Origin of the sequence: Massilia endophytica (assembly GCF_021165955.1) — a bacterium.
Taxonomy (GTDB): Bacteria; Pseudomonadota; Gammaproteobacteria; order Burkholderiales; family Burkholderiaceae_D; genus Rugamonas; species Rugamonas endophytica.
Genome location: NZ_CP088952.1, coordinates 4303591 through 4317816, shown reverse-complemented (window position 1 = coordinate 4317816; position 14226 = coordinate 4303591). Strand labels below are relative to the sequence as shown.

Genomic DNA, 14226 nt, shown 5'->3' with positions numbered 1-14226 from the left:
TGATACACGGCATTAAAAAGCCCCTGCACGCAGAGCGGGCAGGGGCCGGGATGGCGAACCGCAATTACTGCGCGGCGATCGCTTCCACTTGAATGCGCAGGGTGACTTCCGGTGCAAAGGCCGGGATGGCGTAGTTGATGCCGAAGTCGGTGCGCTTGAACTCGGCGGTCGCGTCCGCGCCACAGACTTCGCGCTTCATCTGCTCGTTCATCACGCACTTGAACTTGTTGATCTTCAGTGCCACGGGGCGGGTCACGCCGTGCAGGGTCAGCTCGCCTTCCACGCCCACCGGGGTGTCGCCCTGGAAGGTGAAGGACTTGCCCTTGTACACCACGGTGGGGAACTTGGCGACGTCGAACATGTCGGCGGACATGGCGTGCGAGTTCATCTTGTCATGGCCGAAATCGATGGAAGCCGCGTCGATGGTCACGTCCATGCTGCCGGTCTTCTTGGCGCGGTCGAGCTCGATGGTGCCGCTGGTCTTGTTGAACTTGCCGCGCCAGAGCGACAGACCCTTGTGGTCCGCTTCGAAGCTGGGGTAGGTGTGGTTCGGGTCGATGTTATAGGTGGTCGCGGAAAATGCAGAGCCTGCCGCAGCGGCAGCCAGTACAGCGATCAACAGCTTCAATTTCATACTATCTCCGTTCAAAAGAGGGGTTATTGGCCTACCACGTGGAACTTGATCGTCACTTCATCGGCGACCATGCCGGTGTCCTTCCATTCGCCTTCGCCGACATTGAAAGCGAGGCGCTTGATGGGCACCGCGCCGTCGAACACCTGCATGCCGCCTTCCGTTTTCACCGTCACCGGGAAATTCACATCGGCGCTCTTGCCCTTGATGGTCAGCTTGCCGCTCACGTTGAGCTTGCCAGGACCGGCGCTCTTGATGGCGCTCGACACGAAGCTGGCTTTCGGGAACTGGGCCGAGTTGAACCAGTCCTTTTTCGCCACCTCGCGGTTCATCTCCGCCTCGCCCAGGTCGAGGCTGGCGGTTTCCACGTCCACGGTCACCTTGGAGGTTTCCGGTTTGGCCGCGTTGTAATCGATAACGATAGCGTGCTTCTTGAACTTCGACTCGACCGGCACATTCATCTGCTTGAACACGGCGGACACGGAAGTCTTGGCCGGATCGGTTTTCAGGACGGCGGCGCCGGCCGCGAGGGACACGCCGAGCAGGCCGAGCAGGAGGGTTTTCTTCATGGGATCTCCGATTAAAATTTAAGGCAGCATACTCTTCAGCACGCTATCGCGGTCGACGAAATGATGCTTCAGTGCGGCGGCCACATGCACGGCCACGCCTGCAGCCAGCAGCATGTTCAGCCAGTAATGGATGGGCTTGAACAGCGCCTTGAGCTCGGGCGTGCCCTCGAACAGGGCGGGAATCTGGAACAGGCCGAGATACACCACCGGCACATTGGACGCCGTTGTGTACAGATAGCCGGAGATGGGCACAGCAAAGAGCAGCACATAGAGCAGCACATGGCTGGCATCGGCCGCCTTCACCTGCCAGGCGGGCATGCCGGCGGGATGCATGGGCGGCTTGTGCGCCAGGCGCCACAGCAGGCGGACGGCGGCGAGCGCCAGCACGGTCACGCCCATCCACTTATGCCAGGAGTAGTACTTGAGTTTGGCAGGGGTAATGCCGGGGATATCCGTCATCACCAGCCCCAGCGAAAAGGCGGCGACGATCAGCAAGGCCATCAGCCAGTGCAGCAGGATGGCGGTGTTGGTATAGCGCGGCATCGACTCTCCAGCAAATTAGTACGCATTAGGACTAAATATACCAAAGAAACGCCAACCCTGCTGACCTCAGGGTTGGACAGGAGCTCGACCTCAGATGGCTTTCGCGAGCTGGGCGGCGATGCCGGTGTAGTTGGCGGGGGTCATGGCCAGCAGCAGGTCTTTTGCTTCCTGCGGGATCGCCAGGCCGGTGATGAAGTCGCGCAGGGCTTCCTTCGAGATGCCTTTGCCGCGGGTGAGCTCCTTCAGCTGCTCGTAGGGGTTTTCGATGCCGTAGCGGCGCATCACGGTCTGCACGGGCTCGGCCAGCACTTCCCAGTTCGCGTCCAGGTCGGCTTCCAAGCGGGCCGGGTTCACCTCCAGCTTGTTCAGGCCGCGCAGGCAGCTGTCGTAGGCAAGCAGGGCGTAGCCGAGGCCGACGCCGATATTGCGCAGCACGGTCGAGTCGGTCAGGTCGCGCTGCATGCGGGACACGGGCAGCTTTTCGGACAGGTGCTTGAGCACGGCATTGGCCAGGCCCAGGTTGCCTTCCGAGTTCTCGAAGTCGATCGGGTTGACCTTGTGCGGCATGGTGGAGGAGCCGATCTCGCCCGCCTTCAGCTTCTGCTTGAAATAGCCCAGGGAGACATAGGTCCAGATGTCGCGGTTCAGGTCGAGCAGGATGGTGTTGGCGCGGGCAAACGCGTCGAACAGCTCGGCCATGTAGTCGTGCGGCTCGATCTGGATGGTGTAGGGGTTGAACACCAGGCCCAGGCGCTGCTCGATCACGTTCTTCGAGAAGGCAGGCCAGTCGAAGGAGGGGTAGGCCGAGAGGTGGGCGTTGTAGTTGCCCACGGCGCCGTTCATCTTGCCCAGGATCTCCACCTTGGCAATGCGCTCGATGGCGCGCTGAAGGCGGGCGATCACGTTGGCGAATTCCTTGCCCAGGGTGGTGGGGCTGGCCGTCTGGCCGTGGGTGCGCGAGAGCATGGGCAGCTCGGCGTTCGCGTGGGCGATCTCCTTCAGCTTGGCCACCAGGCCCTGCAGCGCAGGCACCATGACCTGGTCGCGCGCTGCCTTGAGCATCATGCCGTGGGAAGTGTTGTTGATGTCTTCCGAGGTGCAGGCGAAGTGGATGAACTCGGAGGCGGCCACCAGTTCGGGCACGTCCTTCACCTTTTCCTTCAGCCAGTACTCGACGGCCTTCACGTCATGGTTGGTGACGGCTTCGATTTCCTTGATGCGGGCCGCGTCCGCTTCGCTGAAATCGGCGGCCAGCTTGTCCAGCAGGGCCGTGGCGGGGGCCGGGAAGGGCTTGATCTCGGCAAAGCCCGCCAGCGACAGGGCCTGCAGCCAGGCGATCTCCACTTTCACGCGGTGGTGCATGAAGCCGGCTTCGGACAGGATGGGGCGCAGCTTGTCGGTTTTGGCGGCGTAGCGGCCGTCCAGGGGGGACAGGGCCGACAAGGTCGAATAGGGAGTAGTCATGGCAGGAGGAGAGGCAGGAAAAAACGCGATTTTACCATTGCAGGCCCCCTTCTTCAGCGCCTGCGCTGCGCCGCCGGCAAGATGCCGGATGGTATACTGTGGCCCAATCTTTCACTCTCGTCCTTTATGAAACTTATCGGTTCGCTGACCAGTCCCTATGTCCGCAAGGTGCGCGTTGTGCTGGCGGAAAAGAAGCTTGACTATGCCATCGAGCTGGAGGATGTATGGCTCCCGGAAACCACCATCCATGAACTGAACCCGCTGGGCAAGGTGCCCTGCCTGGTGCTGGAAGACGGCGACGTGATGTACGACTCGCGCGTGATCGTCGAGTATCTGGATACCCTGACTCCGGTCTGCAAGCTGCTGCCGCCCAATGGCAACGGCCGCGAGCGCGCCGCCATCAAGAACTGGGAAGCCCTGGCCGACGGCGTGCTGGACGCGGGCGTGGCCATGCGCCTGGAGCGCATCCAGCGTCCGCCCGAGCTGCAGAGCGCCGAACAGATCGCCCGCCAGATGGGCAAGGTGGAACGCGGCATGGCGTCCATGTCCGACCGCCTGGGCGACAACGCATGGTGCGCAGGCAACCATTATTCCCTGGCGGATGTAGCCGTGGGCTGCGCCCTGGGCTGGTTCAGCTTCCGCTTCCCCGACATCGACTGGCGCGGCGCCCACCCCAACCTGGGCAAGCTGTTCGACAAGCTGTCCGAACGCGCGTCCTTCAAAGACACGGTGCCTCAAGGCTAAGCCGCCCGCATGGCCAAGCTTCCATCCCAGGAACGCCTGCAGATGGCGGACATTGCGCGCCTGGCGGGCGTGTCCACCTCCACCGTGTCGCGCGCCCTGGCAGGCAGCCCCCTCGTCAACGAGGAAACGCGCACCCGCATCATGGACCTGGCGCGTTCGCTGAAGTACACCATCAATGTGGGCGCGCAGAACCTGCGCCTGAAGCAGAACCGCACCGTGGCCGTTGTGGTGCCGTCGGACCAGCACGTGCACCAGAGCCTGTCCGATCCCTTCTTCCTCAGCATGATCGGCTCCCTGGCCGACGCGCTGACCGAACAGGGCTTCGACATGCTCCTCTCGCGCGTGGACGCCGAGCAGCTGAGCGCCGCCGCCACGCCGTTCGATACGGGCCGCGTGATCGGCATCATCCTCATCGGCCAGTGGGGCCACCACGACCAGCTCAATGAAATGGCGGCGCGCCATGTGCCCGTGGTGGTGTGGGGCGCCCAGCTTCCCCAGCAGCTTTACTGCACCGTGGGCGGCGACAACGTAACGGGCGGCAGGCTGGCCGCCGAGCACCTGCTCGCCCAGGGACGCCGCCGCATCGCCTTCTTCGGCGACATCCGCCTGCCCGAGGTGGAGCAGCGCTACCGCGGCTATTGCGATGCGCTCCAGGCAGCAGGCATCGCACCCGACCCGGCCCTCTGCGTGCCTGCCACCTTCCTGCCCGAAGGAGGGCGCGAAGCCGTGGCCGAACTCGCGCGGCGCGGCGTGGACTACGACGCCATCTTCGCCTGCTCCGACCTGCTGGCCATGATGGCGATTAACACCCTGCGCGACCAGGGCCGCAAGGTGCCGGAAGACCTTGCCGTGGTCGGCTACGACGATATCGAACTCTCCTCCTATTTCCATCCTCCGCTCACCACCGTGCGCCAGCCCGTGCAGGCTGCGGGACGCGCCATGGTGGCGGCCCTGCTGCAGCTGACCGAAGGCCGGCCCGCCCCCTCCCTCCAGCTCCCCACCGAACTCGTGCAACGCGCCAGTTCCGCATAATTACAACCGTTTGCAAAGCGATTTGAACCTATAGCACAGCGTTTTTGCACAATTTATTGCAATCGATTGCAATTTTCAAAAAGCTGATGAATAATGAGGCATCTGCAACACAGCAGAAGCGCGCCGCCAGCAAGAATGCGGCCACTTGATAAGCCCAATCGGAGGAGACAATGGTTTTACGTACAGCCAAACTTGGCTGCATGGCTGCCGCCATCGCTGCCGCATTCACCCACACCGCCAGCGCCCAGCAAGCGCCGGAAACGAACGCCGTCCCGGCCGTGCAGGACTCCGCACCCGCCCCCGCGGACGGCCTGAACCTGGAGCGCGTCGTCGTCACCGGCACCGCCAGCCGCAGCACCAAGATGCGTTCGAGCGTCTCGGTCAGCACCATGGACGCCGAGAACATCGCCCTGGCCGCGCCCACCAGCGCCGCCGAAGTGCTGCGTTCCATCCCCGGCGTGCGCGCCGAATCCTCGGGCGGCGAAGGCAATGCCAACATCACCGTGCGCGGCGTGCCCATCTCGGCAGGCGGCGCGCGCTACGTGCAGATGCAGGAGGACGGCCTGCCCGTGCTGCAATCGGGCGACTTCAACTTCATCACGCCGGACAGCTACGTGAAGATCGACGGCACACTGGACCACCTCGAAGTGGTGCGCGGGGGCTCGGCCTCCACTCTCGCCACGAACTCGCCGGGCGGCATCATCAACTTCATCAGCAAGACGGGCGAGCAGGAGGGCGGCAATATCGGCATCCAGCGCGGCCTGGGCTACGACGAAACCCGCTACGACTTCGACTACGGCGGCCGCCTGGACGCGAAAACCCGCTTCTTCATCGGCGGCCATTACCGCACCGGCGAAGGCCAGCGCAACACCGGCATGAGCACGGAGGACGGCGGCCAGATCCGCGGCAATATCACCCGCGAGCTGGACAAGGGCTGGATCCGCCTCTCCTTCAAGCACCTGGACGACAAGGCGCCAACTGCGCTGCCGGTGCCAGTGCGTGTCACGAACGGCAAGGTCAGCGAGATCGCCGGCATCGATCCACGCAGCACCACCTTCTATTCGCCTTACTGGGTGCGCGACGTGTCGCTGACCAGGGAGAACGGCAAGGTCTCCAGCAACGTCAACGACGGCCTGCGCGTGAAGAGCGACGCCTTCGGCATCGCCGCCTCCTTCGACCTGGGCAGCGGCGTAACCTTGAGCGAGAACTTCCGCAAGTCGCAGAACAGCGGCCGCTTCCTCGGCGTCTTCCCCGCCAATAACGGCAAGGCGGGCAGCTACACCATCGCCACCGGTCCGGACAAGGGTAAGGCCTACAACGGCATGGCCTTCTCCGCCGTCGTCTTCAACACCTCCATCGACAATGCGGATAACACCCTGAACGATGTGAAGCTGTCGAAATCCTTCGCAGTCGAAGGCGGCAAGCTCACGGCCACCGGCGGCCTGTACTCGTCGCTGCAGAAGCTGGGCCTCACCTGGAACTTCAATGAGTACCTGATGCAGCTCACCGGCGACAAGCCGGCGCTCCTGCAGACGGCATCGTCCACGCCAGGCTATGTGGGCCCGGCCTGGGGCGGCTGCTGCATGCGCGCCGTGGACATGGAATACAAGCTGCTGTCGCCATACGTGAACCTGGGCTGGGAAAAAGGTCCGCTGAACGTGGACGCCAGCGTGCGCCAGGACCGCCAGCGCGCCAACGGCGCCGCCAATATCGCCACCGGCGGCCTGGCGTACAACCCGGCGGCCGGGCAGCTGGTCGACTACAACATCCATCACACTTCCTACTCCGTGGGCGGCAACTACCAGTTCGACCGCAATTTCGCCGCCTTCGCCCGCATCAGCGACGGCGTGGCCTTCAATGCCGACCGCATCCTGTTCGGAACGCCGCTCGACGGCAGCGCGCCGATCAATATCAACACGGTGCGGCAGGTGGAAGGCGGCGTGAAATGGCGTTCCGGCGGCGCAAGCGCCTTCCTGACCCTGTTCCGTGCCAAGACCGACGAAACGAACTTCGAGGCCACCACGCAGATCAGCACCGCGAACCGTTACGACGCCAAGGGCGCGGAACTGGAAGCGGCATGGAAGCTGGGCGACTTCCGCGTGAACGGCGGCGTCACCTACACGGATGCCGAGATCGTGGGCGCCGCACCAGGCATGGAAGCGACCATCGGCCACACCCCGCGCCGCCAGGCGCGCTTCACCTACCAGATCGCCCCGAGCTACACCTGGGGCGCGCTGACGGCGGGCGGCAGCCTGATTGGCACGAGCCGGTCCTGGGCGGACGATGCCAGCACCATCGAAATGCCGGCCTTCCGCGTGGTGAACGCCTTCGTGCGCTACGAGATCACGCAGCAGCTGAACCTCTCGCTGAGCGTCAACAACCTCTTCGACAAGATCGGCTATACCGAGGTTGAAGGCGACGGGCACGCCGCGCGCTCGATCGGCGGCCGCGCCGTGAAGCTTGGCCTGAACTACTCCTTCTGAAACTGGAACCTGCAATGCCGACGTCTTCCTCTTCGCACCTCCTGCTGAACGCCGTTCCGGAAGGGAGGCGCGAGGAGGCGAAGCGGCGCCTCGCAGCCTGGGGGCCTGCGCTGTACGGCTGCCTGAAAGGGCTGTACGGCGCACAGCCCGGCTTCGAGCAATGGTACGAAGGCCTGCTGGGCGACATCGGCCGCCTGCACGGCGAACGTCCCACGGCGCTGGCCGTGCTCGACGCCGCGCGCAGCGAACGGCCCAACTGGTTCCTCGGCCCGCAGATGCTGGGCTACTGCAGTTATGTGGACCGGCTGGGCGGCGACCTGCGCGGCGTGGAGCGGCGCATCCCGCACCTGCAGGAACTGGGCGTGCGCTACCTGCACCTGCTGCCCTTCCTGAAGATGCGCGAAGGCGAGAACGACGGCGGCTTTGCGGTCGCCAGTTTCGAGGCAGTGGAGCCGCGCTTCGGCAGCAATGCTGACCTGGAAGAGCTGACGGCCAGCCTGCGCGCTGCGAACATCAGCCTGTGCTCGGACTTCATCCTCAACCATGTGGCTGACGACCATCCCTGGGCGAAGGGCGCGCGCGAGGGCGACGAAGGCCTGCGCCGCTTCTTCCACGTCTTCCCCGACCGGGAGATGCCGGACCGCTACGAGCGCACGCTGGGCCAGGTGTTCCCGCAGGCGGCGCCGGGCAACTTCACCGAAGTGCCTGCGATGGGTGGCTGGGTCTGGACCACCTTCTATCCCTACCAGTGGGACCTGAACTGGTCCAACCCCGAAGTGTTCGCCGCCATGGCCGCCACCCTGCTGCGGCTGGCCAATCGCGGCATCGAGGTCTTCCGCCTCGATTCCACGGCCTTCCTGTGGAAGCGCGAAGGCAGCAACTGCATGAACCAGCCGGAGGCCCACACGATCCTGCAGGCCTTGCGCGCCATCGTCGCCATTGCCGCGCCGGGCGTGCTGCTGAAGGCGGAGGCCATCGTGCCCACGCGCGAACTGCCTGCCTACTTCGGCCAGCCGGACCAGCCGGAATGCCATATCGCCTATCACAGCAGCCTGATGGCGGCGGCCTGGGGCGCGCTGGCGGAGCAGGACACGGCGCTGCTGCGGCGCGTCGCCGAAGGCACGCCCGAGCTTCCGCCCAACGCCAGCTGGCTCAGTTACGTGCGCTGCCACGACGATATCGGCTGGAACGTGCTGAAGGCCGAGGCAGGGGAGGGCGGCCGCGATCCCGCGCTGCGCCTCGCCGCGATCTCGCGCTTCTTTAGCGGAGCGGAGGGCAGCTACGCGCGCGGCGCAGCCTTCCAGAGCAGCGATCCGGCAGCGGCGCATGGCAGCAACGGCATGGCCGCCAGCCTGACGGGCCTTGAGGACAGCGTGACGCCACTGGACGAAACGCTGGCGCTGCGCCGCCTCATGCTGCTGCATGGCCTCGCGCTCAGCTTCGGCGCCCTGCCGGTGCTCTACATGGGAGATGAGCTGGGCCAGACCAACGACTACAGCTACCGCGAGCGCCGCGACCGGGCCATGGACAGCCGCTGGCTGCAGCGCCCGCCACTGGACGAGGCGCGCTTCGCCCAGCGCCACGATGCGGACACGCAGGCGGGCCGCGTGTATGCGGGCCTGCGCGCCCTGATTGCAGCGCGCCGGCGCCTGCCCCAGCTTGCAGCGGACGCGCCGCGCGCCTTGCTGCCTGCGCCGCGTGCGGTGCTGGCGCTTGCTCGCGGCAGCGGCTTCCTGGGCCTATACAATTTCTCGGGCGCGCCGCAGGTTTTCACGCTGGACGGCAGTTGGCGCGATTGCCTGTCGCTACAGGAATATACAAAGGACGTGCAGCTCGCACCTTGGGCCATGCACTGGCTCGAACGGGCATAATGAAAGAATGGAGACAGGCATGGCCAAGTGTGTGGCAATGTTCGGCGAAGCGCTGGTGGACGATTTCGGCGTGGAGCAGGTGGTGGGCGGGGCGCCTTTCAACGCGGCGCGCAATCTCGCGGCGCTCGGTACGCCCGCGCTGATGGTGACGCGCATCGGCGACGACGGCAACGGCAGGCTGGTGCGCGCGGAGTTCGAGCGCTACGGCATGGTGCAATCCGGCCTTCAACTGGACGCGGAGCGGCCAACGGGCCGCGTGGCGGTGGAGCGCAGCCAGCGCGGCCACACCTTCCATATCCTGCCCGGCCAGGCGTACGACCATATCGAGGCGCCGCCTGCGCTGGCTGCATTGATGGGAGCGGAGCCCTCCGTGCTGTACTACGGCACGCTGGCGCAGCGCGACCTTGCGTCCCGCTCCACGCTGCTCGACCTGCTGGCGGCCAGCAAGGCCACGCGCTACCTCGACCTGAACCTGCGCGAAGGCCAGTACACCGAGCGCACCGTGTACGAGTCGCTGCGCCATGCGGACATCCTCAAAGTAAACGAGGAGGAGCTGGCAGCGCTCTTCGGCTGGTACGCTGAATCCGCACCGCAGGGGGTACGTGCCGACGATCCGCAAATGCGCGAGGCCTGCGCCCGCCTGATCGGCAAGTTCGCGCTGCAAGCCATGGTGGTGACCCTGGGCCCGCGCGGGGCGATGTATATTGGCGCGGACGGACGCCTGATCCGCGAGCACGGCAACGAAGAGCCGTGGAAGCTGGTGGACACCGTTGGCGCGGGCGATGCGTTCTCCGCCGTCTTCCTGCACGGCCATGTGCAGGGCTGGGACCTGGTGCTGACAATGGCGCGCGCCAACGCCTTCGCAGGCGCGATATGCAGCCTTTCCGGCGCGGTGCCGCCGGACATGGCCTTCTACGAACCCTGGCTCCAGCGCTGGCAGGCCTGACCTCACCGGAGAGCAAAGATGATGCAGCATAAACCGCATCTGTCCTTCCGGCAGATCGTCAACATGAACATCGGCTTCTTCGGCATCCAGTTCAGCTTCGGGCTGCAGCAAAGCAGCATGAGCCCCCTCTACAAGTACCTGGGCGCGGACGAGGCCAGCCTGCCTTACCTGTGGCTGGCCGGCCCCGTCACAGGCCTGCTGGTGCAGCCCCTGATCGGCGCCATGAGCGACCGCACCGTGTCGCGCTGGGGGCGCCGCACGCCTTACTTCCTGATCGGCGCATTGATCTGCAGCCTGGGCCTTCTCGCCATGCCCTTCAGCCCCGTGCTGTGGATGGCGGCGGGCCTGCTGTGGATTCTGGACGCGGCCAACAACGTCACCATGGAGCCCTACCGCGCCTACGTGAGCGACCGGCTCGCGGTGCGCCAGCACTCGCTGGGCTTCCTCACGCAGAGCGCCTTCACGGGGCTGGGGCAGACGCTCGCCTACCTTACGCCATCGGTGCTGGTCTACCTTGGCATCAGCCGCGACGCTGTGAACAGCCACCACATTCCCTACACCGTGATCGGCGCCTTCATTCTGGGCGCCGTGTTTTCGCTCGCGAGCGTTCTGTGGAGCTGCTGGACGACGCCTGAGCTTCCCCTGTCGCCGCAGGAAGAGGCGGCGCTGCGCGCAAAGCCGTCCGGCTGGCGCCACACGCTTGGCGAGATCGTGCAAGCGCTGCGCGACATGCCGCCCACGATGCGTCAGCTGGCCGTGGTCAAGCTGTTCCAGTGGTATGCGATGTTCTGCTACTGGCAATACATCATGCTGGCGCTGGCGTCCTCCATCTACAAGACCTCCGATCCCGCTTCGGCGGGATTCCGCGAAGCGGGCCTGCTGAATGGGCAGATAGGGGCCTTCTACAACTTCGTCGCCTTTCTCGCAGCCCTGGCCCTGGTGCCGTTCACGCGCCGCTACGGGCCGAAGATCACCCACAGCATCTGCCTGGCCGCCGCTGGCGCCGGCATGCTGTGCATTCCGCTGGCGACCCAGCCCGCGCAGCTTCTGCTGCCCATGGTGGGCGTGGGCCTGGCCTGGGCCAGCATCATGGGCAACCCCTATGTGATGCTGGCGGGGAGCATTCCCGCGGAACGCACGGGCGTCTACATGGGCATCTTCAACATGTTCATCGTGATCCCCATGATTATCCAGATCTTCACGCTGCCCCTGTTTTACCGCAGCTGGCTGAATGGCGACCCTTCGAACGTGGTGCGTCTGGCAGGCGCGCTGCTGCTGTGCGGCGCCGTGGCCGTGCTGTTCGTGAAGCTGCGGGCCGCCGCTCCGAACCCTGCCGCCCGCCCGATTGAAAACACGGTGTAAGGTTTTGCGGGGCCGCCCCGACAAAGGCTCATCAATAATTTCCGCAGGGAAAGGTGAGCCATGTTCCTCAGTAATCTCAAGATCAGCCGGCGCCTGGCGCTGGGCTTCGGCACGCTGATTGTCGTGATGGCCGTGCTGGCCGTCACCGGCGCCTCGCGCCTGATGGCGATCGAGGGCAAGACCGCCACCATCGTCGACAAGAACTGGGTGGGCGCCTCCGCCGCGCTGGAAATCGACATGCTCACCCAGCAGAACCGGGGCCGCACGCTCACCCTGTTCATCCACGAGGACCGCGATATCCGCATCGCCCAGTACAAGGCCATCGACACCAACCAGCGCCGCATCGCGGAACTGGTGAAGGTGCTGGAGGGACTGGCGCGCACCGAAGGCGAGCACGCGATGCTGGAGCGCCTGAAGAAGGCCTATGCCGATTTCCAGAAGGCTTACACCGCAGCGGCGGACCTGGTGGAGGAGGGCGACACGAAAGCGGCCGTCGCCACCATGACGAACAAGGTGGAGCCGGCGCTGGAAAAGGTGCTGCGACTCGTGGACGAGATTGTGGCGGCGCAGAAGCTGGAAATGTCCGGCAATGGCAGCGACATCAAGCAGAACATCGGTCAGTCCCGCGTGCTGGCGATTGGCCTCGGGCTGTTTGCAGTGGTCGTTGGTATGCTGGCCGCATTGCTGATTACGCGCTCCATCACCGGCCCGCTGGGCGCGGCCGTGGAGGTGGCGCGCCGTGTCGCGGAAGGTGACCTGAGCGCCAGCATCGCGGCAAAGGGGCAGGACGAAACGGGGCAGCTGCTCTCCGCGCTGGCGGACATGAACCGCAGCCTTGTGAGCGCCATCGCCCAGGTGCATGCGAGCACCGAGACGCTCTCGGTAGCCTCCGACGAGATCGCCGATGGCAACGCCGACCTGGCCGCACGCAGCGTGGAGCAATCGGCTTCCCTGCGCAGCGCATCGGCCATGATGAACGAGCTGACGATGACGGTGCGGCAGAACGCGGGCAGCGCCGAGCAGGCCAACCGCCTGGTCAACGATGCGGCAGGCGTGGCCTCGCGCAGCGGCCAGGCCTTCAGCGACGCCGTCAGCACCATGGGCGCAATACGCGACAGCTCGCGCAAGATCGTGGAGATCATCGGCGTGATCGACCAGATCGCGTTCCAGACCAATATCCTCGCGCTGAACGCCGCGGTGGAAGCGGCGCGGGCGGGAGAGCAGGGCCGGGGTTTCGCCGTGGTGGCGGGCGAGGTGCGCAGCCTGGCCCAGCGCAGCGCGGTGGCGGCGCGCGAGATCAAGCAGCTCATCGACAGTTCGGTCGAGCGCATCGGCCAGGGCACGGAGCTGGTGGACCATGCGGGCCGCACCATGCAGGAGCTCATCGGCTCCGTGACGCAGGTGGCGGGCATCATGGACGGCATCGCCGCCGCCAGCCGCCAGCAGGCCGCAGGCATCGAACAGGTGCACCGCAGCCTGGGCGAAGTGGATGAGATGACGCAGCAGAACGCGGCGCTGGTGAGCCAGACGGCAGCCGCCGCGGAAAGCATGCGCGAACAGACGGGGGCACTGGGCCGCGCGGTAAGCCTGTTCCGCCTCGCCTGAGCGCTGCGCGGGCGCCCGCTTCGGGTACACTGTCGCCATCGACAGCTATGCGGGTGGGACAGCCATGGAACACGCGGTACTGGTCTTCGGCGAGGCGCTGGTGGACGAATCCGGCAGCCGCCCGGCGGTGGGCGGCGCGCCCTTCAATCTCGCGCGCCACCTCTCGGCGCTGGGTGTGCGCAGCACCATGGTTACGCGCGTGGGCAGCGACGCGAACGGCGCGCTGGTGCAGGCCGAGTTCGAACGCTTCGGCATGAGCCAGGCGGGCCTGCAGCGCGACGACGCGCATCGCACCGGCCGCGTCATCGCGGCGGGCGATCTCGATTTTCCTCCCGAGCAGGCATACGACCATATCGCAGCGGGCCCCGCGCTCGCCGCGCTGCAATCGACGCGGCCGGACATCATCTGTTTCGGCACGCTCGCCCAGCGCAGCCCCACTTCCCGCGAAACCCTGCATACCCTGCTCGGCGCCAGCCAGGCCATGCGCTTCCTCGACCTGAACCTGCGCGACGGCCAGGTGGACGAGAGCATCGTGTTCGATTCGCTGCAGCAGGCCGATATTCTGAAGGTGAACGAAGAGGAGCTGCAGGTGCTGTTCGGCTGGTACTGCCATACCTGTCCTGAAACCGCGAATATGGATCACGCGGCAGTGGAGTCGGAATGCCGCGCCATGATGCACAATTTCTCGCTGTCGGGACTGATCGTCACGCAGGGAGAACGCGGCGCCACCTGGTACAGCGCGGATGGCGTGCGCATGTCGCAGCACGATGTGTCGCAGGCCGGGCAGTTTGCGGACACGGTGGGGGCGGGGGATGCATTCGACGCCGTTTTCCTGCTGGGGCGCCTCAAGGGGTGGAGCATCGAGCAGACGCTGTCGCGCGCCAATGCCTTTGCATCGGCCTGCTGCGGCGTGGCGGGCGCCGTGCCGCAGCTGCCGGATTACGCGCCCTGGCTGGAACGCTGGGCGCGCTGAAAC

General features: G+C 65.6%; 12 protein-coding genes. 8 read left to right on the top strand and 4 right to left on the bottom strand.

From position 1 onward, the window contains the following. Positions 1-64: 64 nt before the first annotated feature. From LSQ66_RS19790 to purB, 4 genes are all read right to left on the bottom strand, one after another. Positions 65-634, bottom strand: coding sequence for a YceI family protein (locus LSQ66_RS19790; RefSeq protein ID WP_231766901.1), 570 nt, complete (start codon positions 632-634; stop codon positions 65-67). A 23-nt stretch (positions 635-657) separates the two neighbouring features. Then, positions 658-1200, bottom strand: a complete 543-nt coding sequence (locus tag LSQ66_RS19785; protein WP_231766900.1) for a YceI family protein — start codon at positions 1198-1200, stop codon at positions 658-660. 18 nt (positions 1201-1218) lie between these two features. Further along, complete coding sequence (locus tag LSQ66_RS19780) at positions 1219-1743, bottom strand: cytochrome b (protein ID WP_231766899.1); 525 nt, start codon at positions 1741-1743, stop codon at positions 1219-1221. A gap of 90 nt (positions 1744-1833) precedes the next feature. Continuing rightward, on the bottom strand, positions 1834-3207 hold the full coding sequence (gene purB / locus LSQ66_RS19775; RefSeq protein WP_231766898.1) for an adenylosuccinate lyase: 1374 nt from the start codon (positions 3205-3207) through the stop codon (positions 1834-1836). 126 nt (positions 3208-3333) lie between these two features. On the opposite strand from purB, the gene LSQ66_RS19770 reads away from it, so the two are divergent. From LSQ66_RS19770 to LSQ66_RS19735, 8 genes are all read left to right on the top strand, one after another. Next, positions 3334-3951 (top strand): glutathione S-transferase family protein, encoded by a 618-nt coding sequence (locus LSQ66_RS19770; RefSeq protein ID WP_231766897.1) that lies wholly within the window; start codon positions 3334-3336, stop codon positions 3949-3951. A gap of 9 nt (positions 3952-3960) precedes the next feature. Next, positions 3961-4983 carry a LacI family DNA-binding transcriptional regulator gene (locus LSQ66_RS19765; protein WP_231766896.1) on the top strand — a complete coding sequence of 341 codons (1023 nt, stop codon included), beginning with the start codon at positions 3961-3963 and terminating at the stop codon, positions 4981-4983. 170 nt (positions 4984-5153) lie between these two features. Then, positions 5154-7466 (top strand): TonB-dependent siderophore receptor, encoded by a 2313-nt coding sequence (locus tag LSQ66_RS19760; RefSeq protein ID WP_231766895.1) that lies wholly within the window; start codon positions 5154-5156, stop codon positions 7464-7466. 14 nt (positions 7467-7480) lie between these two features. Continuing rightward, on the top strand, positions 7481-9337 hold the full coding sequence (locus tag LSQ66_RS19755) for an alpha-amylase family protein (protein ID WP_231766894.1): 1857 nt from the start codon (positions 7481-7483) through the stop codon (positions 9335-9337). 19 nt (positions 9338-9356) lie between these two features. Continuing rightward, entirely contained in the window at positions 9357-10283 is a 927-nt protein-coding gene (locus tag LSQ66_RS19750) for a PfkB family carbohydrate kinase (RefSeq protein ID WP_231766893.1), read from the top strand. Positions 10284-10301: 18 nt separating this feature from the next. Next, positions 10302-11645, top strand: a complete 1344-nt coding sequence (locus LSQ66_RS19745; RefSeq protein WP_231766892.1) for an MFS transporter — start codon at positions 10302-10304, stop codon at positions 11643-11645. Positions 11646-11705: 60 nt separating this feature from the next. Further along, positions 11706-13250, top strand: a complete 1545-nt coding sequence (locus LSQ66_RS19740; protein WP_231766891.1) for a methyl-accepting chemotaxis protein — start codon at positions 11706-11708, stop codon at positions 13248-13250. 64 nt (positions 13251-13314) lie between these two features. Beyond that, the gene (locus tag LSQ66_RS19735) at positions 13315-14223 is read left to right on the top strand and encodes a PfkB family carbohydrate kinase (RefSeq protein ID WP_231766890.1); all 909 of its coding nucleotides are present in this window, start codon (positions 13315-13317) and stop codon (positions 14221-14223) included. Positions 14224-14226 lie beyond the last annotated feature (3 nt).